Origin of the sequence: Pseudomonas sp. SLBN-26, from assembly GCF_006715895.1 — a bacterium.
Taxonomy (GTDB): domain Bacteria; phylum Pseudomonadota; class Gammaproteobacteria; order Pseudomonadales; family Pseudomonadaceae; genus Metapseudomonas; species Metapseudomonas otitidis.
This window is the reverse complement of the sequence record NZ_VFOB01000001.1, coordinates 3,715,503-3,736,188: the sequence shown is the minus strand read 5'-3', so window position 1 is coordinate 3,736,188 and position 20,686 is coordinate 3,715,503. Positions and strand designations below refer to the sequence as shown.

At 60.5% G+C, this 20,686-nt stretch carries 16 protein-coding genes, 2 tRNA genes and 3 rRNA genes; 12 read left to right on the top strand and 9 right to left on the bottom strand.

Annotation, left to right across the window (positions count from 1 at the left end; genetic code table 11):
* Positions 1–211 precede the first annotated feature (211 nt).
* Complete coding sequence (locus FBY21_RS17275) at positions 212–634, top strand: OsmC family protein (RefSeq protein WP_074967502.1); 423 nt, start codon at positions 212–214, stop codon at positions 632–634.
* A 225-nt stretch (positions 635–859) separates the two neighbouring features.
* Entirely contained in the window at positions 860–1,654 is a 795-nt protein-coding gene (gene speD, locus FBY21_RS17270) for an adenosylmethionine decarboxylase (RefSeq protein WP_044405718.1), read from the top strand.
* Positions 1,655–1,721: 67 nt separating this feature from the next.
* Here the strand turns inward: speD and coq7 are convergent, their stop codons facing one another.
* Together coq7 and FBY21_RS17260 are read right to left on the bottom strand one after the other, a co-directional pair.
* Complete coding sequence (gene coq7 / locus FBY21_RS17265; protein ID WP_044405720.1) at positions 1,722–2,369, bottom strand: 2-polyprenyl-3-methyl-6-methoxy-1,4-benzoquinone monooxygenase; 648 nt, start codon at positions 2,367–2,369, stop codon at positions 1,722–1,724.
* 104 nt (positions 2,370–2,473) lie between these two features.
* On the bottom strand, positions 2,474–2,812 hold the full coding sequence (locus FBY21_RS17260; RefSeq protein WP_142012533.1) for a histidine triad nucleotide-binding protein: 339 nt from the start codon (positions 2,810–2,812) through the stop codon (positions 2,474–2,476).
* A gap of 89 nt (positions 2,813–2,901) precedes the next feature.
* Here FBY21_RS17260 and FBY21_RS17255 point away from each other — a divergent pair, with 89 nt between their 5' ends.
* The gene (locus tag FBY21_RS17255) at positions 2,902–4,383 is read left to right on the top strand and encodes an AAA family ATPase (RefSeq protein WP_142012531.1); all 1,482 of its coding nucleotides are present in this window, start codon (positions 2,902–2,904) and stop codon (positions 4,381–4,383) included.
* Positions 4,384–4,393: 10 nt separating this feature from the next.
* On the opposite strand, the gene FBY21_RS17250 is transcribed toward FBY21_RS17255, so the two are convergent.
* The 5 genes from FBY21_RS17250 to hemJ all read right to left on the bottom strand — a co-directional run bounded on the left by FBY21_RS17250 (position 4,394) and on the right by hemJ (position 9,114).
* Positions 4,394–5,182, bottom strand: coding sequence for an SDR family NAD(P)-dependent oxidoreductase (locus FBY21_RS17250; RefSeq protein ID WP_074967506.1), 789 nt, complete (start codon positions 5,180–5,182; stop codon positions 4,394–4,396).
* A 52-nt stretch (positions 5,183–5,234) separates the two neighbouring features.
* A complete protein-coding gene (locus FBY21_RS17245; protein ID WP_142012529.1) occupies positions 5,235–6,350 on the bottom strand; it encodes a DUF805 domain-containing protein in 1,116 nt (371 codons plus the stop codon).
* 97 nt (positions 6,351–6,447) lie between these two features.
* The gene (locus FBY21_RS17240) at positions 6,448–7,707 is read right to left on the bottom strand and encodes an alanine racemase (protein ID WP_142012527.1); all 1,260 of its coding nucleotides are present in this window, start codon (positions 7,705–7,707) and stop codon (positions 6,448–6,450) included.
* Positions 7,704–8,666, bottom strand: a complete 963-nt coding sequence (locus FBY21_RS17235) for an NAD(P)H-dependent flavin oxidoreductase (RefSeq protein WP_142012525.1) — start codon at positions 8,664–8,666, stop codon at positions 7,704–7,706. Before FBY21_RS17235 ends, FBY21_RS17240 begins: the two co-directional genes overlap by 4 nt.
* Before the next feature lie 22 nt (positions 8,667–8,688).
* The gene (gene hemJ, locus FBY21_RS17230) at positions 8,689–9,114 is read right to left on the bottom strand and encodes a protoporphyrinogen oxidase HemJ (protein ID WP_107330073.1); all 426 of its coding nucleotides are present in this window, start codon (positions 9,112–9,114) and stop codon (positions 8,689–8,691) included.
* Positions 9,115–9,302: 188 nt separating this feature from the next.
* Here hemJ and FBY21_RS17225 point away from each other — a divergent pair, with 188 nt between their 5' ends.
* The 3 genes from FBY21_RS17225 to erpA all read left to right on the top strand — a co-directional run bounded on the left by FBY21_RS17225 (position 9,303) and on the right by erpA (position 10,878).
* The gene (locus FBY21_RS17225; protein WP_253543743.1) at positions 9,303–10,028 is read left to right on the top strand and encodes a DUF6776 family protein; all 726 of its coding nucleotides are present in this window, start codon (positions 9,303–9,305) and stop codon (positions 10,026–10,028) included.
* A 4-nt stretch (positions 10,029–10,032) separates the two neighbouring features.
* Positions 10,033–10,446, top strand: a complete 414-nt coding sequence (locus tag FBY21_RS17220) for a polymer-forming cytoskeletal protein (protein WP_044405734.1) — start codon at positions 10,033–10,035, stop codon at positions 10,444–10,446.
* Between the two features lie 81 nt (positions 10,447–10,527).
* Positions 10,528–10,878, top strand: a complete 351-nt coding sequence (gene erpA, locus FBY21_RS17215) for an iron-sulfur cluster insertion protein ErpA (RefSeq protein ID WP_044405735.1) — start codon at positions 10,528–10,530, stop codon at positions 10,876–10,878.
* A gap of 47 nt (positions 10,879–10,925) precedes the next feature.
* Here erpA and FBY21_RS17210 read toward each other — a convergent pair whose 3' ends face one another.
* Together FBY21_RS17210 and FBY21_RS17205 are read right to left on the bottom strand one after the other, a co-directional pair.
* Complete coding sequence (locus tag FBY21_RS17210) at positions 10,926–12,017, bottom strand: anhydro-N-acetylmuramic acid kinase (protein WP_142012522.1); 1,092 nt, start codon at positions 12,015–12,017, stop codon at positions 10,926–10,928.
* Between the two features lie 4 nt (positions 12,018–12,021).
* On the bottom strand, positions 12,022–13,467 hold the full coding sequence (locus FBY21_RS17205) for a peptidoglycan DD-metalloendopeptidase family protein (RefSeq protein WP_142012520.1): 1,446 nt from the start codon (positions 13,465–13,467) through the stop codon (positions 12,022–12,024).
* A gap of 179 nt (positions 13,468–13,646) precedes the next feature.
* Here FBY21_RS17205 and tyrS point away from each other — a divergent pair, with 179 nt between their 5' ends.
* The 6 genes from tyrS to rrf all read left to right on the top strand — a co-directional run bounded on the left by tyrS (position 13,647) and on the right by rrf (position 20,524).
* Complete coding sequence (gene tyrS / locus FBY21_RS17200; protein ID WP_142012517.1) at positions 13,647–14,846, top strand: tyrosine--tRNA ligase; 1,200 nt, start codon at positions 13,647–13,649, stop codon at positions 14,844–14,846.
* 516 nt (positions 14,847–15,362) lie between these two features.
* A 16S ribosomal RNA gene (locus tag FBY21_RS17190) occupies positions 15,363–16,898 on the top strand.
* A 93-nt stretch (positions 16,899–16,991) separates the two neighbouring features.
* Positions 16,992–17,068: transfer RNA gene (locus FBY21_RS17185), tRNA-Ile, on the top strand.
* A gap of 26 nt (positions 17,069–17,094) precedes the next feature.
* Positions 17,095–17,170, top strand: a tRNA-Ala gene (locus tag FBY21_RS17180).
* Positions 17,171–17,394: 224 nt separating this feature from the next.
* Positions 17,395–20,286: ribosomal RNA gene (locus FBY21_RS17175) — 23S ribosomal RNA — on the top strand.
* A gap of 122 nt (positions 20,287–20,408) precedes the next feature.
* Positions 20,409–20,524 (top strand): 5S ribosomal RNA (gene rrf, locus FBY21_RS17170).
* Together the 16S, 23S and 5S rRNA genes with 2 tRNA genes alongside form the textbook arrangement of a ribosomal RNA operon.
* Positions 20,525–20,686 lie beyond the last annotated feature (162 nt).

Sequence of the window (20,686 nt, the reverse complement as noted above, 5' to 3'; positions counted from 1 at the left end):
CTTGTCCAACAGGCACTTTCTTATTAGTTATCTGGCTAAGTGTGCCAGTTATCCGACGTCAGCTTAACAGACGCACCGTGACCGGTGAGCCGATTTTGAGACGCAGATAACAACTGCCGGGGAACTATTCGACCAGCGTATGTGACGCCGGGGTGCCGCCAGGCGCTGTGATAAGCTGGCGCCCCTTTTTCTCAGAGCCTGGAGTCTGGTGATGAAAGCGCGTATCCAGTGGGCGGGCGAGGCCCTGTTCCTCGGCGAGTCCGGCAGCGGCCATGCGGTGGTGATGGATGGCCCGCCGGAAAGCGGTGGCCGCAACCTCGGCGTGCGGCCGATGGAGATGCTCCTGCTGGGGCTGGGCGGCTGCACCAACTTCGACGTGGTGAGCATCCTCAAGAAGTCGCGCCAGCCGGTGGAAAGTTGCGAGGCGTTCCTCGAAGCCGAGCGTGCCGACGAGGACCCGAAGGTGTTCACCAAGATCCACGTGCACTTCGTGGTGAAAGGGCGCGGCCTCAAGGAAGCCCAGGTCAAGCGGGCCGTCGAGCTGTCCGCCGAGAAGTACTGCTCCGCCTCCATCATGCTGGGGCGGGCGGGCGTCGAGATCACCCACGACTACGAGATCGTCGAACTCGGCTGAGCCATCGACATCCGATCATCATATTGGGGGCGCAAACTCTGGTAGATGGCTTTCGTCATCTGCATAATGCGCCCCCTCGAATTCCAGGGGCCTTCTGCCCCAGAACCGATAACCACAATCGCCATCGCGAAGAGGTGTAAACCGTCCTACGCAGAAGTGTCGTGCGCTTCTGACGGGCATGCTCAACCACGCGGCAGAGCCGCACACGACGAGAGTTCACAAACGGTGAAAAGCAAACTCAAGCTCCACGGGTTCAACAACCTGACGAAGACCTTGAGCTTCAACATCTATGACATCTGCTACGCGGAAACCCCCGAGGACCAGCAGGCCTACGTCCAGTACATCGACGAAGAGTACGACGCCGAGCGCCTGACCCAGATCCTCACCGACGTGGTCGATATCATCGGTGCCAACATCCTCAACATCGCCCGGCAGGATTACGATCCCCAGGGTGCGAGCGTCACCATCCTCATTTCCGAGCAGCCGGTGACGCCCACCGACAGCCAGATCGAGGAATCCCCCGGCCCGTTGCCCGAGACGATCCTGGCCCACCTGGACAAGAGCCACATCACCGTTCACACCTACCCGGAGATCCATCCGGTGGAAGGCATCGCGACCTTCCGAGTGGACATCGACGTGTCCACCTGCGGCGTGATTTCGCCGCTCAAGGCCCTGAACTACCTCATTCACCAGTTCGACTCCGACATCGTCACCGTCGACTATCGCGTGCGTGGCTTTACCCGTGACGTGGAAGGGCGCAAGCACTTCATCGACCACGAGATCAACTCGATCCAGAACTACCTGTCCGACGACACCCGCGACGCGTACCAGATGACCGACGTGAATGTGTACCAGGAGAACCTGTTCCACACGAAGATGCTGCTCAAGGACTTCGAACTGGATAACTACCTGTTCGGCGATGCCACCTCCAACCTGACCGCTGAACAGCGCCAGCAGGTGGAAGAGCGCGTGCGCCACGAGATGCTGGAAATCTTCTATGCCCGCAACATGCCCCGCTGAGGGCTGCGAGCTGGAATGACAAAGGGCGCCGAATGGCGCCCTTTTGTTTTCGTGTGCTGTGCCCGGATCAGATCCGGTAAGTGCTCTTGGTCATCACCTTGGACAGCAGTGTCATGCCGAACTTCACCGGGGCGGGGAAGCGCAGGCCGCCGGCTTCCAGGGCGGTGGTGGAGTGGTGCTCCTCGTCGACCCGCATCTGTTCGAGGATGGCGCGGCTTTTGGCGTCCTGCGGCGGGATCTGGTGCAGGTGCTCGTCCAGGTGCTTGCAGACCTGGTCCTCGGTGGCCGCGACGAAGCCCAGGCTCACGCGGTCGCTGATCAGGCCGGCCATGGCACCCACACCGAACGACAAGCCATAGAACAGCGGGTTGAGCACGCTGGGGCGGCTGCCCAGTTCACGGATGCGCTGCTCGCACCAGACCAGGTGGTCGATCTCTTCCTCGGCGGCGTGCTCCATCGCCTGGCGCACCTCGGGCAGCTTGGCGGTTAGTGCCTGGCCCTGGTACAGCGCCTGGGCACAGACCTCACCGGTGTGGTTGATGCGCATCAGGCCGGCCACGTGGCGCGTGTCGTCCTCGTTCATCGGCGCATCGTCCTGCAGGTTGGCGGGCGACGGGCGGTAAGGCTGGCCCTTGAACGGCAGGAGTGTCTTGAGGGCGGCATCGGCCTGCAGCAGCAGGCGGTCGGCGGGTGAGTAGTGACGTTCGGTAGCCATGGGGCACCTCGACAGGCGAAAACTGGCGGAGAGTTTACTCCATTGCTCCCCGCCGGGCTTGATCGGGATCAGTCGCATTCCGGCGCTGCCCGCTGACTCGAGGCTCAGCCCGGGGGCCAGTCCAGCTGGCGCTGTCCGAGCACGTGCATATGGATGTGATAGACCGTCTGCCCGCCCAGTTCGTTGCAGTTCATCACCACGCGGAAGCCTTCTTCGCAGCCCTGCTCCCGGGCCAGGCGCTGTGCCGTGAACAGGATGTGGCCGGCCAGCTCACGGTCGTCCTCGGTGAGGTGGTTGAGGGTTTCGATGTGTCGCTTTGGGATGACCAGGAAGTGCACCGGCGCCTGTGGGCCGATGTCATGGAACGCGACAATGTGATCGTCTTCGTACAACGTGCGCGCCGGGATCAGCCCAGCGACGATTTTGCAGAACAGACAGTCCACCTGGATTCTCCGGGCTGATATAAGAATCGCCCGAGTCTAGCGGCGGACCATCGACTCCGGCCAGCAGCGGAACCCCACAAGGAGCCTGTGTGAAGAACGACATCCACGACCTGGGCCTGGTGCTCGACTCCAAGGTCAAGCTCATCGTCATCGAGTCCTGGGATGAGCAACGCGTGCTGGAGACCCTCACCACCCTCGCGGTCAAGCGGGGCATGAGCCTGTTCACCTGGTCGGTGACCGAGGGCCTGCAGCGTCTCGGCTTCGGCGGCGAGCCCCTGGGGGGCGAGGAGACGGTCGACCCCGAGAAAGCGCTGCGTCTGATCAAGGGCGACCTTCAGTCCAGCCTGTATGTGATGTGCGACCTGCACCCGTTCCTGGAGGACAACCCCCGGCTGGTGCGGCTGTTGAAGGAGGTGGCCATGGCCGACTCGCCCCAGCGCCCGACCCTGGTGCTGGTGTCCCACGCCTTGCGCCTGCCGCCGGAGGTACAACGCTACAGCGCCCGCTTCACTTTGGCGTTGCCCAGCGAGGATGAGCTGCTGGCCATCGTCCGGGAGGAGGCGACCCGCTGGAGCGAGCGCAACCGTGGCGCCCGGGTGCGCACCGACAACCGCACCCTCCAGCAGGTGGTGAAGAACCTGCGGGGGCTCAGCCATGGTGAGGCGCGCTCCCTGGCCCGCAATGTGATCTGTGATGACGGCGCGATCACCCAGGAAGACCTGCCGGAACTGAACAAGACCAAGTTCCAGCTGCTGGATCTGGAGGGCGTGCTCAGTTTCGAATACGACACGGCGCGCTTTGCCGAGGTGGGCGGCCTGGTCAGCCTCAAGCGCTGGCTCGGTGAGCGCCAGGAGGCTTTCATCGACGGCAAGGCCGAGGACCGCCCAAAGGGCATGCTGCTGGTGGGGGTACAGGGCGGCGGCAAGAGCCTGGCCGCCAAGGCGGTCGCCGGCCTTTGGGGGCTGCCCCTGCTGCGCCTGGACTTCGCCTGCCTGTACAACAAGTTCTTCGGCGAGACCGAGCGCAACCTGCGGGAGGCGCTGCGCCTCGCCGAGCAGATGGCGCCATGCGTGCTGTGGATGGACGAGATCGAGAAGGGCCTGGCCAGCGGTGACCATGACGGGGGCGTGAGCCAGCGAGTGCTCGGGACGCTGCTGACCTGGATGTCCGAGCGCAAGGCGCCGGTCTTCATGATCGCCACCGCCAACGCCATTCATCGCCTGCCGCCGGAGCTGGTGCGCAAGGGGCGCTTCGACGAGCTGTTCTTCGTCGACCTGCCGGACCCGGCGACCCGTGCGGAGATCTTCCGCATCCACCTGTCCCGTCGGGGCATGGACCTTGCCCTGTTCGACCTGCCGGCGCTGGCGTCGGCGTCCGATGGATTTTCCGGCGCCGAGATCGAGCAGGCCGTCGTGGGCATGTACTACGCCGCCCAGGCAGCGCAAAGCGATGTCAGCCAGGCGCTGCTCCTGCAGCAATTGCAGGGGACGGCGCCGTTGTCGGTGATCATGTCGGAAGAGTTGGCGGCCCTGCGAAGCTGGGCGGCCAGTCGCTGCGTGCGCGCGGACTGAGCGGGTGCGTTCAGCCGGCCACGAAGCGGCGATTGATGCGGGCAGTGAGGCGACGTGTCAGCCAGCGCGGCATGAAGCGTGCTGCCTTTGCCGCCAGGCGGTTGCGCCAGCCCGGGATGATGATGGCGCGGTTCTTTTCCAGGGCGCGTACGGTGTACAACGCCACTTCTTCCGCACTCATCAGCAGGGGCGAGCCCTCCAGCTTCTCCCCGGCCATGCGGGCATGGCGGAAGAAGGCGGTGCGTACGGGGCCGGGGCAGAGGACGGAGACCTTAACTCCGTGGCCCTTCAGCTCCTCGCGCAAGCCTTCGGAGAAGTGCAGCACGTAGGCCTTGCTGGCGTAGTAGTTGCTCATCCAGCCGCCGGGCTGGAACCCGGCAACGGAGGCGACGTTGAGGATCTGCCCTTCGCCCCGCCCGGCCATGGCGCCACCGATCTCATGGCAGAGCCGTGCCAGGGCGAGGATGTTCAATTCGATCAGCTCCTGCTCATGGCCCCACGGTTGCTGGACATAGAGGCCGGCACTGCCGATGCCGGCGTTGTTGACCAGCAGGTCGATCTGGCGACCGCCCTGGTTGAGCTCATGCAGCAGGCCGGATAGCTGGAGGGGTTCGGCGAGGTCACAGGTGCGGTAGAGGACCTCGACGCCAAAGCGTTGGGTCAGCTCATAGGCGATGCTCTCGAGCGCATCACGCTGGCGAGCCACCAGGATCAGGTGGCGGCCCCGGCGAGCCAGGGCCTCTGCGAGGGCCAGTCCCAGGCCGCTGGAGGCGCCGGTGATGAGGGCATAGCGGGGCATCGTGAATCTCCTGGTGGGGCCGGGTTGGACAGCGCCGGCCCCGGGAGGTTGCTCAGTTCGACTCGTAGTCGTCCTGTTCAGCCGGTGCTTCGGCTTCCTCGGCCTGGTCGTCTGAGTACTCCGCCTCGTCGGCGGGGGCGGCGGCATAGTCGCTGCCGTCCACGTCGGCCGGCATCTCGTAGCTGCTGTCGGAGAAGTCGGAGTCCAGGGCGCTGAGGGCGCCGACACCGGCGAACATCAGCACACCGATGATGGCCAGGACGCTGAGGATGCCGGTGCCGATGGAAATCCAGGCCATGACCAGCACCGAGGTGCTGTTCGGCGGCTGGATCTGGCCGTAGCGGTTGGGACCCTGGGTGCCGGGAATCACCATCATCAGCAGCGGGAAGACCGAGCCTACGAAGGGGACGAAGTTCAGCAGGTACAACCAGCCCGACCAGCCGATGTCGTGCAGGCGCTGGACGCCGAACTGCACGCTGACCACGGCCAGGGCGATGATTTCCAGCGCGAAGAGAATGCCGCCGAACACCGGGAACTGCGACATCAGCAGTGCGGTGAGGCCCATGACCGGCAGGGCTGCGATGATCAGGACCAGCGACCAGGCGATGTAGCGCATCCGACCGATGCGGCCGGTAACGCCGAAGGGGCGCAACTCGCCGAACTCCGGCAGGGAGTCGCTGACTTGGGCTTGGGGTGTGGCATAGGGAGATGCGGCGACGGTTCCCGGTGCGACCACGGCCGGCGTGCTCTCCGCGAGCTGGGCCTGGCGGGCCAGGAATTTCTCGATGACGATGCCGCAGGCCTGGCACTCGATGGCCTTGGGCTGCGTATGGCCGCACTTGGGGCAGGTCATGTCGGGTTGGTCTTCCGCTGCCTGGGGCGCGGCATCCGGGTTGGGGTGATCCTCGGTCTCCACCAGGCTCAGCCCGGCGGCGATGTCCGGTTCCTTGCGGACACTGGCACCGGCACGTTGCAGGGCGGCCAGGTACTTGTCCGCTTCGCCGTCTTCGAGGTCGCGCTTCAGGGCGACGGGGCGACCATTGAACAGGGCGTCGATCTTGTCCGCGTCGCTCTTGAACAGGCGGGCGAGGTTCTCCTTGACCGAGTCCAGTGCCGCACCGGGCATCAGTTCACCTTCGAATACGATCTTGTAGCGAGCGTCGGACATGCGGGCATCCTTGTCGGCTGTAGGGTTGAGGATGGCAAAGCGTACTGGTGGGGGCGCCCAGGTTACAAGCCGGGGAGGCTAGAAAAAGCGGGGGGCTTCACGCTGTGGGCAAGGGTTTCCAGCGTCCGACGAGACGACCGCGTCGCAACAGGCTCATGGAGCCGAACCGGGCCAGCAGGCCCTCGGATACCTGCGGACGGAGAAACACCCAGTCATCGGGCTGCAGGCCATTGGCCGCCGAGCCGATCAGCCGCTCCTGGTTGGCACTGCGGCCATAGAGCGGGTCGTAGGCGAGCCCGGCCGGCGAGGCCGGGATGGCTTGCCAGTCACCACCATATAGATAGAAGGCCTGTCCGCGATTCGGGTTCCATGCGCTCACAAGGCGCTGGGCGTCCTCGAGGTAGGGCAGGGTGCCGCTCCCTGCCTTGAGCACGGGGGCGGCAATCCAGCAGGCGGCCTGGTAGGCGCCGAGGCTCTCGGCCTCGAAGTCCGAGGGCTTGAGCAGCGCCGAACCTACGGCGATCTCATTCAGTGGGCTGGGGCCTGTCAGATGGCGCATGCAGGTGAGGCTACCGGCACCATTCAATAACGGTGTTTCTGGCCAGGCCTTCCTGGCGTGCGTGGCCTGTTCCAGGAAGTCACGGTAGCGGGCATTGGCCTGGTCGAAGGCGTCTCCGATCCAGAAGGGGGCGTGGGCCACATGGGCGTCGTAACCCATCAGTCCGCGCAGCTTGAGCACTTCGGGGGAGTGCTCGACGAGCGCGAGGCTGGCGGCGAGACGCTCGGGCGAGCTGTGCCCACCGCGCCGCAAGCCGATGTCGATCTCCAGGGCGATGGACAGCGGACGCTGTAGGGCGAGTGCCATGTCACGGTACTGCGCCAGGCGCTCCGGGCTGTCCACCAGCCAGGTGACCTGCCGATCCGGATCGAATGGCGCATTGGCGGCGAGCTGCTGGTAGAAGGCCAGGGCGGCTGCGACCGGCAGTGGCTTGCCGAGCAGCAGGTCGCTGTCAGGGAATGCCTCGGCCAACTGGTTGGCCTGGGGCTGGTGGAAGACCATGAAGCGCCGGGTGCCGAGGCGCTTGGAGAGATAGTCGAGCAAGCCCGTGGAGGCGAGCGACTTGCTCACCAGGCGCAGCTTCATGCCGCCGAGGCGGCTGCTCAGCAGGTCTGCGTTGGCGTCGAGCCGGTCGAGGTCGATGACCAGTTGAGGCACACCGCCGCCCTGTTGGCGCAGCAGCCCCTGCAATTGTGCGAAGTAGGGGGAATGAGGCGCGCCTTGGCCGGCAGGGCGCGCTGCCCAGAGCCCCAGTGCGCCCAGTGCACCGAGGCCTGCGAGCAGTTGACGGCGCTTCATCCCAGGTAGGGCTGGGCCAGGCGTGCGCTGTGCTGGAGGGCGGCGCGGTATTCGCGGTCGAGGCGCTCCACCAGCTCGGCGACGGTGGGGAGGTCGTGGATGTCTCCGACGCCCTGGCCCGCCGACCAGACGGTCTTCCAGGCCTTGGCTTCATCGCTCACGGGCTTGAGCTTCTCGCCGTAGTTGACATCCGCCTTGTCGTTCAGTCGGGCGAGGTCGTATCCGGCGGCCTCCAGGCTCTGGCGCATGAAGCTGGCCGGGACGCCCGAGACGGCCGGGGTGTGGATGATGTCGGCCGCCCGTGCGTCCAGCAGCATTTGCTTGTAGGCGGTGCTGGCCTGGCTTTCCTGGGTGGCGATGAAGCGGGTACCCAGGTAGGCGAGGTCCGCTCCCAGGAGCTGGGCCGCGAGGATCTCGTGGCCATGGTTGAGGCAGCCTGCCAGGAGCAGGGTCTTGTCGAAGAACTGGCGGATCTCGGCGACCAGTGCGAAGGGGCTCCAGGTTCCGGCGTGACCACCGGCGCCGGCTGCGACGGCGATCAGCCCGTCTACACCGGCTTCTGCAGCCTTTTCGGCATGGCGGCGGGTGGTGACGTCATGGAACACCAGGCCGCCGTATCCGTGCACGGCGTCCACCACCTCCTTCACGGCGCCCAGGCTGGTGATGACGATGGGCACCTTCTTCTCCACGCAGATGGCCAGGTCGGCCTGCAGGCGGGGGTTGCTGCCGTGGACGATCAGGTTGACGGCGTAGGGGGCCGCATCGGCTGTCAGGCCAGCGGCGATTTCATCAAGCCAGGCGGCGAAGCCGGCGCTCTCGCGCTGGTTCAGGGCGGGGAAGCTGCCGACGACACCGGCGTTGCAACTGGCCAGGACCATGGACGGTGCCGAGACCAGGAACATCGGAGCGGTGACGAGGGGCAGACGCAGGCGATTCTCGAGCAGGGCGGGCAGTGACATCCGATGGTCCTCTTGGATGGGATCAGAAGGGTTTGACCACGACCAGAATGACGATGGCCAGCAGGAAGAGCACTGGGACTTCATTGAACCAGCGGTAGAAGACATGGCTGCGGGCGTTCTCGCCACGGGCGAAGCGCTTGAGCATCGCGCCGCAGGCGTGGTGGTAGCCGATCAGCAGCACTACGAGGGTGAGTTTGGCGTGCAGCCAGCCCTGGCTGAACCAGCCAGGGTTGAGGTACAGCATCGCGCCGCCCAGCAGGAGGGTGGCAATCATCGAGGGGCCCATGATGCCGCGGTAGAGCTTGCGCTCCATGATGCAGAAGCGCTCTCGGCTGGGTTGGTCTTCCGCTGCGGCGTGATAGACGAACAGGCGCGGCAGGTAGAAGAGGCCGGCGAACCAGCAGACGACGGCGATGATGTGGAAGGCCTTGAGCCAGAGGTAGAGCATGGAAAATGTCCGTTGTGTGAGATCGGTCCGATAGTAGAGGCTCAGGCGGCAGCGCGTCACCCCGGCGGTTGGCCCATGGCGGATCGGGCTTTATCATCGGCGCCTTTGCAATGGGCCGCTCTGGCCAGGTGGTTTCGCATGGCTCTTGCCTTCTCTGTCCTGTTCCGATCCCTGGACTGCGCCCGCTGATGGCCAGTTGGGAAGTCCGTGTCAGTGATCCACGTCGTGAACGTCTGCTGAGACTGGTGCTGTGTGTGCTGGTGCTGGCGTTGCCGGCTTCCTTCTTCGCCGGTGGTTGGCAGCAGGCGGAGCATGCTCGCGAGGCGGTCGAGCAGCGGGATCGGTTGCTGCAGCAGAACCAGGAGCAGACCCGCGAACTGGAGCAGCTGCGTCAGCGCCAGGCGGTGCTGGAGAGTGGCGAGCGCCTGGGCCAGCAGGCCAATGAACAGAGCCGGCAGGCCATCAAGATGATGGAGGAGCAGGTTTTTGCCCTGCAGCAGGAGCTGGCGGTCTACAAGGGCGTGCTGGCTCCCGAGCGCCAGGCGGATGGGTTGCGTATTCGCGCGCTGGAGGTGCACGGCACGGACACGCCGTCCCGCTACCGCATGCGGCTGATGCTGAGCCGGGTGGGCAAGGACGAGCGTGCGCTCGCCGGGGCTTTATCGATTCGCATCCTGGGTCGCCAGGGGAACAAGGAGAAGGCCTTGCTCCTGGCTGATCTGGCGAAGGACCTGCCGAAGGGCGGTGTGCCTTTTTCATTCAAGTATTTCCAGGCCATTCCCGATGCCGGGCGCTTCATCGAACTGGAGTTGCCGGAAGGCTTCGTTCCACGTCGCATCGAGGTGAGCGCGCGGGTGGAGGGGCAGCGTGAGCCGCTGACGCGCACGTTCGACTGGACCGACGAGGAGTCATGAACCTATGTGGAACAAGCAGAAACCCAAGGCAGACCTGCAGCGTTACAGCGGCAAGACCAGCATCATCGCGACCGGCGCCGAGCTGGTGGGCGATCTGCGCTTCCAGGGCGCGGTGCAGGTGGATGGGCGCCTGACGGGCAATTTGTCTGCCGTGGAAGGCATGGTGCGCATCAGCGTGGACGGGTTGGTCCAGGGTGAGATTCGTGCGCCCCACGTCATCATCGATGGTGAGGTGCAGGGCGATGTGTACGCCAGCGAGCACCTGGAACTGGGCGCACGGGCGCGGGTGAAGGGTACGGTGTTGTATGGATTGATGGAGATGGCCATGGGCGCGCAGATCGACGGGCGCCTGGGCCAGATCAAGGAGTCCGCCAAGCCGCTCGAGCTGCCGTCGCGGGTCGATGAGGCCGATGCTTAATAGTTGACCAGTTTTCTAGGGTAAGCGGATAATGCGGCGCCATAGCGCAGTATGGCGGCGTCAAGCCGGGAGAGTTGCATCATGAGTGTCGAATCCTTCACCCCTACCGCCCTGATGTTCACCCAGGGAGCCGCAAGCAAGGTGAAGAACCTGATCGATGAAGAAGGCAATCCGCGCCTGAAGCTCCGTGTCTTCGTCACCGGTGGCGGTTGTTCCGGTTTCCAGTACGGTTTCACCTTCGATGAAGACGTGGCGGACGATGACACCATCGTCGAGCGTGACGGTGTGAGCCTGGTAGTCGACCCCATGAGCTTCCAGTACCTGGCAGGCGCCGAAGTGGATTACCAGGAAGGCCTGGAAGGCTCGCGCTTCGTGATCAAGAACCCCAATGCGGCCACTACCTGCGGCTGTGGGCAGTCCTTCTCGATCTGATCGGACTTTGTCTACCGAACGCCGTGCTCATGCACGGCGTTTTCGTTTCAGGCGGGGTAGATCGCGCCGAGTATGCGGGGGCCCCGGGCGCCAGTCACGCTCGGGCGATTGGCGGGTATGCCTTCCAGGCAGCAGTGGGCGAGCCAGCCAAAGGCCATGGCTTCCATCCAGTCCGCAGATACGCCGGCTTCATCGGTACTGCAAACCCGGGTAGAGGGGAGCAAGTCGGCCAATCGCTTCATCAGGGTGCGATTTCGCGCGCCGCCGCCACACACCAGCAGCTCATCAGTGCTCGGCTGAGCAGCATGCAGGGCGTCGGTGACTGTGCGTGCGGTGAACTCCAGCAAGGTGGCCTGGACGTCCTCGGCAGAATGCGGCGTGTCCATTCGTGCCAGCTTGTCGTCCAGCCAGGGCAGGTTGAAGTGCTCTCTTCCCGTACTTTTGGGGCCTTGAGCGAGGAAGAATTCGTCTGCCATCAGCGTCTGGAGCAGGGCTGCGTCGATCTGGCCGCTGGCGGCCCATTCGCCATCCGCGTCGTAGGGCTTGCCCTGATGGCGGGCTATCCAGGCATCCAGCAGAACATTGCCGGGGCCACAGTCGAAGCCGAAGACCGGGCGCTCTGGCTGTAGGAGCGAAAGATTGCTGAAGCCTCCAATGTTCAGGACGGCGCGATGGCAGTCGTTGCCGAAAAGGGCTTCATGGAAGGCAGGGACCAATGGGGCCCCTTGCCCGCCTGCGGCCATGTCCCGGCGACGAAAGTCACCGACAACGGTAATGCCGGTCAGCTCTGCCAGGAGCGCACAGTTGCCGATCTGGATCGTGAATCCCCGGCCAGGCTCGTGGCGTACCGTCTGGCCGTGACTGCCTATTGCCCGAATGGCATCGGGGCCGAGCCCTGCTTGCTGGAGGAGCTGCTGGATACCCTGTGCAGCGAGTTGCACCCAGCGTTGCTCCGCCAGGGCCGCGCGGGCGAGTTCGTCCTCGCCGGGGGAGCACAGTGCGAGAAGGGTGTCCTTCAGGTCGCCCGGCATGGGGATGTAATGGGAGGCCAGAAGCCGTGGGCGGCTGTCTTGCGCAATCAGGGCGATGTCCAGTCCGTCCAGGCTGGTCCCGGACATGACCCCGATGTAGTACGGCATGCGTTTACTGCTGCTTGTTCTGGGCAAGCATGGTGGCCTTTTCCTGGTCCATGCGTGCCATCAGCGGCTTGCTCAGTTGCAGGAAGCGCTTCTTCTCGCTGGCGATGAGCGGATCGGCCATGGGGAGCTTCACGCTGAGCGGGTCGACGTGCTCGCCGTTGACTTGGAACTCGTAGTGAAGATGCGGGCCGGTCGAGAGCCCGGTGGTGCCGATGTAGCCGATGATCTGGCCCTGCTTGACGCTCACGCCGGTCTTGATGCCTTTGGCGAAGCCCTGCATGTGCCCATAGAGGGTGCGGTACTTGCCGCTGTGCTGGATGATCACGGCATTGCCGTAGCCACCACGGCGCCCAGCGAGCATGACCTTGCCATCACCCGTTGCCTTGATCGGTGTTCCGCGTGGAGCGGCGTAGTCTACGCCCTTGTGCGCGCGGATCTTGTTCAGGATGGGGTGCTTGCGGCCCAGCGAGAAGCGGGAGCTGATCCGAGCGAAGTCCACGGGGGTACGGATGAAGGCCTTGCGCATCGCAGTGCCATCGTCACGGAAATAGCTGGCGATACCTTGGGCATTGGCAAAGCGGACAGCGGTGTAGGTCTTGCCGCGGTTGGTGAACCGCGCTGCGAGGATGGCGCCCGAGCCTACTTCCTTGCCATTGACGGTCTTCTTCTCATAGATGACCTCGAACTCGTCGCCTTCTCGGATATCGAGTGCGAAGTCGATGTCGTAGTCGAAGATGTTGGCCAGGTCCATGGTCAGGTTGTGGGAGAGGCCGGCACGTTTGGCGGAAAGGAACAGCGAGCTGTCGATCACACCGTGCGCGTAAGCCGAATGAATATCAGGCTTGGCAATATCGCGCTTGAAGTCGTAGCCCTTCTCGGTCTTGGCGAGTGTGACGGCTTCCAGGTCACTCAGCTGGGAATGGAGGCTCTGAAACTCGCCTTCCGGGGTCAGCCGGAATTCGAAGGGCTGACCGACCTTGAGGCGGGTGAGGGACTTGGCATCCTTGCTGCTGTCGAGAATCTCGTGAAGCACGCTCGCCGAGAGGCCGACCTTGGCAAACAGCGTGGACAGGGTATCGCCGCTATCGACCTTGACGGTCTTCAGGCCAGGATCGACGGGTGTACTCGGGGAGGAGGCTGATGTGGAAGCATCCTGCTCATCCGTGCTGGAATCGCTATCTGCGCTGTCCTTGGCATCCGCGGACGGTTCGATGGTGGCAAAGGGAGTGCTTGACTCGCCTTCGCTGGATAGGCCCTGTCGGAGATCGTCCTTTTCCTGAATCAGCGCTTCAGCGCCGTTGTCCATGTCCAGATTGATGTAGGTCTTCTTCGCCTCGACTTCCCGAGACGGGAACACCAGCAAGGCCAGGCTCAGAAGCGCAGCTACACCGCTTGCGGCCAGCAGATGGCTCTTCGGATAGCGCGGCGCTTTGGGAACGTTATGCGTCATGGCGTGTGGTGTTATTAAGAAAGTGATCTAACTGCCTAAAATATAATCAAATAGGCCCTCAGGCAACCTCGGGAACCGACCTTTCGGCGGTCGGTCTGGCTGCGGGCGCAAAACTTGTAATTAGTCAGCGATCTTGTATGTTTGGTTCCCTTTTGTTTTTACGTGGCACGGGGCCTTACATGAAGTCGGTTGAGGAGCAGCTTGCGCTTATCAAGCGCGGTGCGGAAGAAGTACTGGTCGAGGCGGAGCTGATCGAGAAGCTCAAGACGGGGCGTCCGCTGCGCATCAAGGCCGGCTTCGATCCGACGGCACCTGATCTGCACCTGGGGCACACCGTCCTTATTAATAAGCTGCGTCAGTTTCAGGAGCTGGGGCATCAGGTGGTTTTCCTGATCGGGGACTTCACCGGAATGATCGGTGATCCCAGCGGCAAGAGTGCCACTCGCCCTCCGTTGACTCGAGAGCAGGTGCTGGAGAATGCGGAGACCTACAAGGCGCAGGTTTTCAAGATCCTGGATCCCGAGCGGACCGAGGTGGCGTTCAACTCCACCTGGATGGATCAGCTGTCGCCGGCTGACTTCATTCGTCTGTCTTCCCAGTACACAGTGGCGCGGATGCTGGAGCGGGATGACTTCAGTAAGCGCTACGCCACCAACCAACCGATTGCGATCCATGAGTTCCTCTACCCGTTGGTGCAGGGCTATGACTCTGTTGCGCTTCGCGCCGATGTCGAGTTGGGCGGTACCGATCAGAAGTTCAACCTGTTGATGGGGCGCGAATTGCAGCGTGCCTATGGGCAGGCTTCCCAGTGCATCGTGACCATGCCGTTGCTCGAAGGGCTCGATGGGGTCAAGAAGATGTCCAAGTCCTTGGGGAACTATGTGGGCATCCAGGAAGCGCCGGGCGTCATGTACAACAAGCTCGTGTCGATGCCGGACAGCTTGATGTGGCGTTACTTCGAGTTGCTCAGCTTCCGCTCCATGGAAGAAATCCAACAGTTCAAACTTGATGTTGAGGCTGGGGCCAATCCTCGTGACATCAAAATCAAGCTGGCTGAGGAAATCGTGGCTCGCTTCCATGGTGAGGAGGCGGCGGCCACTGCTCATCGCTCGGCCGGCAATCGCATGAAGGATGGCGAGCTTCCGGAGGACCTGCCTGAGGTGGAGTTGCTCGCATCCGAGGGTATGCCGGTGTCGTCTGTCCTTAATAAGGCGGGGTTAGTGAAGAACGCTGCTGCGGCGCGCGATCTCTTGGCGGCAGGCAGCGTGCGCGTCGATGGGCAAGTGGTCGATCGCTCGTTCGTCTTCGAGCTGGGTAAAAGTCATGTATGTCAGGCGGGTAAGAAGGCGTTCGCGCGCATCTCGCTGAAGGCGGAATGATTTTTCGAAAATAGGTATTGACGCCGTGGCTGAGGTCTCTATAATGCGCACCACTCCCACGGCGGACAACGAAAACTCCTTGAAAATCAATGAGTTAAGTGTTTTAAGCGGGGTGCGGTTCCGGAGTGGTTGCGGATTCGCGGTGATTGATCTGCTGGTCAGGTTGATTGCTGAAAAGAGGTGTTGACAGCGAGTTTGAATGCTGTATGATTCGCTTCCCGCTGATGTTGAAGAGTGTTTCGACGGATGCGCAAGTTGTTGAGTAGAAAGAAAAAATTCTTCGAAAAACAGCTTGACAGAAAGAAAGGCTGCTGTAGAATGCGCGGCCTCGGTTGAGACGAAAGACTTGATCGAAACGCTCTTTAAAAATTTGAATCAAGCAATTCGTGTGGGTGCTTGTGATGTAAGACTGGTAGTCGACTGATTATCAGCAACACAAGTAACACTCGTGAATTCGAGAGTTTATTTGCGATTGCTGAGCCAAGTTTAGGGTTTTCTCAAAACCCAAGCAGTATTGAACTGAAGAGTTTGATCATGGCTCAGATTGAACGCTGGCGGCAGGCCTAACACATGCAAGTCGAGCGGATGAGTGGAGCTTGCTCCATGATTCAGCGGCGGACGGGTGAGTAATGCCTAGGAATCTGCCTGGTAGTGGGGGATAACGTTTCGAAAGGAACGCTAATACCGCATACGTCCTACGGGAGAAAGTGGGGGATCTTCGGACCTCACGCTATCAGATGAGCCTAGGTCGGATTAGCTAGTTGGTGGGGTAATGGCCCACCAAGGCGACGATCCGTAACTGGTCTGAGAGGATGATCAGTCACACTGGAACTGAGACACGGTCCAGACTCCTACGGGAGGCAGCAGTGGGGAATATTGGACAATGGGCGAAAGCCTGATCCAGCCATGCCGCGTGTGTGAAGAAGGTCTTCGGATTGTAAAGCACTTTAAGTTGGGAGGAAGGGCAGTAAGTTAATACCTTGCTGTTTTGACGTTACCAACAGAATAAGCACCGGCTAACTTCGTGCCAGCAGCCGCGGTAATACGAAGGGTGCAAGCGTTAATCGGAATTACTGGGCGTAAAGCGCGCGTAGGTGGTTCAGCAAGTTGGATGTGAAAGCCCCGGGCTCAACCTGGGAATTGCATCCAAAACTACTGAGCTAGAGTACGGTAGAGGGTGGTGGAATTTCCTGTGTAGCGGTGAAATGCGTAGATATAGGAAGGAACACCAGTGGCGAAGGCGACCACCTGGACTGATACTGACACTGAGGTGCGAAAGCGTGGGGAGCAAACAGGATTAGATACCCTGGTAGTCCACGCCGTAAACGATGTCGACTAGCCGTTGGGATCCTTGAGATCTTAGTGGCGCAGCTAACGCGATAAGTCGACCGCCTGGGGAGTACGGCCGCAAGGTTAAAACTCAAATGAATTGACGGGGGCCCGCACAAGCGGTGGAGCATGTGGTTTAATTCGAAGCAACGCGAAGAACCTTACCTGGCCTTGACATGCAGAGAACTTTCCAGAGATGGATTGGTGCCTTCGGGAACTCTGACACAGGTGCTGCATGGCTGTCGTCAGCTCGTGTCGTGAGATGTTGGGTTAAGTCCCGTAACGAGCGCAACCCTTGTCCTTAGTTACCAGCACCTCGGGTGGGCACTCTAAGGAGACTGCCGGTGACAAACCGGAGGAAGGTGGGGATGACGTCAAGTCATCATGGCCCTTACGGCCAGGGCTACACACGTGCTACAATGGTCGGTACAAAGGGTTGCCAAGCCGCGAGGTGGAGCTAATCCCATAAAACCGATCGTAGTCCGGATCGCAGTCTGCAACTCGACTGCGTGAAGTCGGAATCGCTAGTAATCGTGAATCAGAATGTCACGGTGAATACGTTCCCGGGCCTTGTACACACCGCCCGTCACACCATGGGAGTGGGTTGCTCCAGAAGTAGCTAGTCTAACCGCAAGGAGGACGGTTACCACGGAGTGATTCATGACTGGGGTGAAGTCGTAACAAGGTAGCCGTAGGGGAACCTGCGGCTGGATCACCTCCTTAATCGAAGACATCAGCTTCTTCATAAGCTCCCACACGAATTGCTTGATTCACTTGCGAAAAGCGATTGGGTTTAGACCCGAAAGTGTGACGATTGGGTCTGTAGCTCAGTTGGTTAGAGCGCACCCCTGATAAGGGTGAGGTCGGCAGTTCGAATCTGCCCAGACCCACCAATTGTCGAGGGCGCAGCAGGTCTGAAGGGGCCATAGCTCAGCTGGGAGAGCGCCTGCTTTGCACGCAGGAGGTCAGGAGTTCGATCCTCCTTGGCTCCACCATCCACACAATCGCTGAAAGCTCAGAAATGAGTACCTGGTTCAGGTATTGATTTCTGGTCTTTGCGCCAGAACGTTCTTTAAAAATTTGGGTATGTGATAGAAGTGACTTGTTGAGTGTTTCACTGCACTCAGCAACTCAAGGCAAAATTTGCGAGTTCAAGCGCGAATTTTCGGCGAATGTCGTCTTCACACCATGACCACTGGCAGATTGCTTGGGGTTATATGGTCAAGTGAAGAAGCGCATACGGTGGATGCCTTGGCAGTCAGAGGCGATGAAAGACGTGGTAGCCTGCGATAAGCTTCGGGGAGTCGGCAAACAGACTTTGATCCGGAGATCTCTGAATGGGGGAACCCACCTAGGATAACCTAGGTATCTTGTACTGAATCCATAGGTGCAAGAGGCGAACCAGGGGAACTGAAACATCTAAGTACCCTGAGGAAAAGAAATCAACCGAGATTCCCTTAGTAGTGGCGAGCGAACGGGGATTAGCCCTTAAGCTTCTTGGATTTTAGCGGAACGCTCTGGAAAGTGCGGCCATAGTGGGTGATAGCCCCGTACGCGAAAGGGTCCTGGAAGTGAAATCGAGTAGGACGGAGCACGTGAAACTTTGTCTGAACATGGGGGGACCATCCTCCAAGGCTAAATACTACTGACTGACCGATAGTGAACCAGTACCGTGAGGGAAAGGCGAAAAGAACCCCGGAGAGGGGAGTGAAATAGAACCTGAAACCGTATGCGTACAAGCAGTGGGAGCCTACTTTGTTAGGTGACTGCGTACCTTTTGTATAATGGGTCAGCGACTTATATTCAGTGGCGAGCTTAACCGAATAGGGGAGGCGTAGCGAAAGCGAGTCTTAATAGGGCGTTTAGTCGCTGGGTATAGACCCGAAACCGGGCGATCTATCCATGAGCAGGTTGAAGGTTAGGTAACACTGACTGGAGGACCGAACCGACTCCCGTTGAAAAGGTAGCGGATGACTTGTGGATCGGAGTGAAAGGCTAATCAAGCTCGGAGATAGCTGGTTCTCCTCGAAAGCTATTTAGGTAGCGCCTCACGTATCACTCCAGGGGGTAGAGCACTGTTTCGGCTAGGGGGTCATCCCGACTTACCAAACCGATGCAAACTCCGAATACCTGGAAGTGCCGAGCGTGGGAGACACACGGCGGGTGCTAACGTCCGTCGTGAAAAGGGAAACAACCCAGACCGCCAGCTAAGGTCCCAAAGTTGTGGTTAAGTGGGAAACGATGTGGGAAGGCTTAGACAGCTAGGAGGTTGGCTTAGAAGCAGCCATCCTTTAAAGAAAGCGTAATAGCTCACTAGTCGAGTCGGCCTGCGCGGAAGATGTAACGGGGCTCAAACCACACACCGAAGCTGCGGGTGTCACGTAAGTGACGCGGTAGAGGAGCGTTCTGTAAGCCTGTGAAGGTGAGTTGAGAAGCTCGCTGGAGGTATCAGAAGTGCGAATGCTGACATGAGTAACGACAATGGGTGTGAAAAACACCCACGCCGAAAGACCAAGGGTTCCTGCGCAACGTTAATCGACGCAGGGTGAGTCGGCCCCTAAGGCGAGGCTGAAAAGCGTAGTCGATGGGAAACGGGTTAATATTCCCGTACTTCTAGTTACTGCGATGGAGGGACGGAGAAGGCTAGGCCAGCTTGGCGTTGGTTGTCCAAGTTTAAGGTGGTAGGCAGGGTGCTTAGGAAAATCCGGGCGCTCAATGCCGAGAGCTGATGACGAGTTATCTTTTAGATGACGAAGTGGTTGATGCCATGCTTCCAGGAAAAGCTTCTAAGCTTCAGGTAACTAGGAACCGTACCCCAAACCGACACAGGTGGTTGGGTAGAGAATACCAAGGCGCTTGAGAGAACTCGGGTGAAGGAACTAGGCAAAATGGCACCGTAACTTCGGGAGAAGGTGCGCCGGTGAGGGTGAAGGATTTACTCCGTAAGCCCATGCCGGTCGAAGATACCAGGCCGCTGCGACTGTTTATTAAAAACACAGCACTCTGCAAACACGAAAGTGGACGTATAGGGTGTGACGCCTGCCCGGTGCCGGAAGGTTAATTGATGGGGTTAGCGCAAGCGAAGCTCTTGATCGAAGCCCCGGTAAACGGCGGCCGTAACTATAACGGTCCTAAGGTAGCGAAATTCCTTGTCGGGTAAGTTCCGACCTGCACGAATGGCGTAACGATGGCGGCGCTGTCTCCACCCGAGACTCAGTGAAATTGAAATCGCTGTGAAGATGCAGTGTATCCGCGGCTAGACGGAAAGACCCCGTGAACCTTTACTGTAGCTTTGCACTGGACTTTGAGCCTGCTTGTGTAGGATAGGTGGGAGGCTTTGAAGCGAGGACGCCAGTTCTCGTGGAGCCATCCTTGAAATACCACCCTGGCATGCTTGAGGTTCTAACTCTGGTCCGTCATCCGGATCGAGGACAGTGTATGGTGGGCAGTTTGACTGGGGCGGTCTCCTCCCAAAGAGTAACGGAGGAGTACGAAGGTGCGCTCAGACCGGTCGGAAATCGGTCGCAGAGTATAAAGGCAAAAGCGCGCTTGACTGCGAGACAGACACGTCGAGCAGGTACGAAAGTAGGTCTTAGTGATCCGGTGGTTCTGTATGGAAGGGCCATCGCTCAACGGATAAAAGGTACTCCGGGGATAACAGGCTGATACCGCCCAAGAGTTCATATCGACGGCGGTGTTTGGCACCTCGATGTCGGCTCATCACATCCTGGGGCTGAAGCCGGTCCCAAGGGTATGGCTGTTCGCCATTTAAAGTGGTACGCGAGCTGGGTTTAGAACGTCGTGAGACAGTTCGGTCCCTATCTGCCGTGGACGTTTGAGATTTGAGAGGGGCTGCTCCTAGTACGAGAGGACCGGAGTGGACGAACCTCTGGTGTTCCGGTTGTCACGCCAGTGGCACTGCCGGGTAGCTATGTTCGGAAGAGATAACCGCTGAAAGCATCTAAGCGGGAAACTCGCCTCAAGATGAGATCTCACTGGGATCTTGAATCCCCTAAAGGGCCGTCGAAGACTACGACGTTGATAGGTTGGGTGTGTAAGCGCTGTGAGGCGTTGAGCTAACCAATACTAATTGCCCGTGAGGCTTGACCATATAACACCCAAACAATCTGGTGTTGTTGGTGAAGTCGACAAACCGAAAGTTCGATTGAACCGCAAAGTACTGTCACATACCCGAATTCGGGTGAGCGTCTCGACGATCACCCTAAAGAATTGCTTGACGACCATAGAGCGTTGGAACCACCTGATCCCATCCCGAACTCAGTAGTGAAACGATGCATCGCCGATGGTAGTGTGGGGTTTCCCCATGTGAGAGTAGGTCATCGTCAAGCACCTATACCAAACCCCCGATCATCGAAAGGTGATCGGGGGTTTGACTTTGCGCGGATGAAAATCGAGTCGACCTTTCATGCAGCAGGGCCCAGTCGTTAAGTCCTGCACCCCATCCCTTTTCTATGCAACCCAACAGGGCGCCGCTATGATGCCTGCCTCGT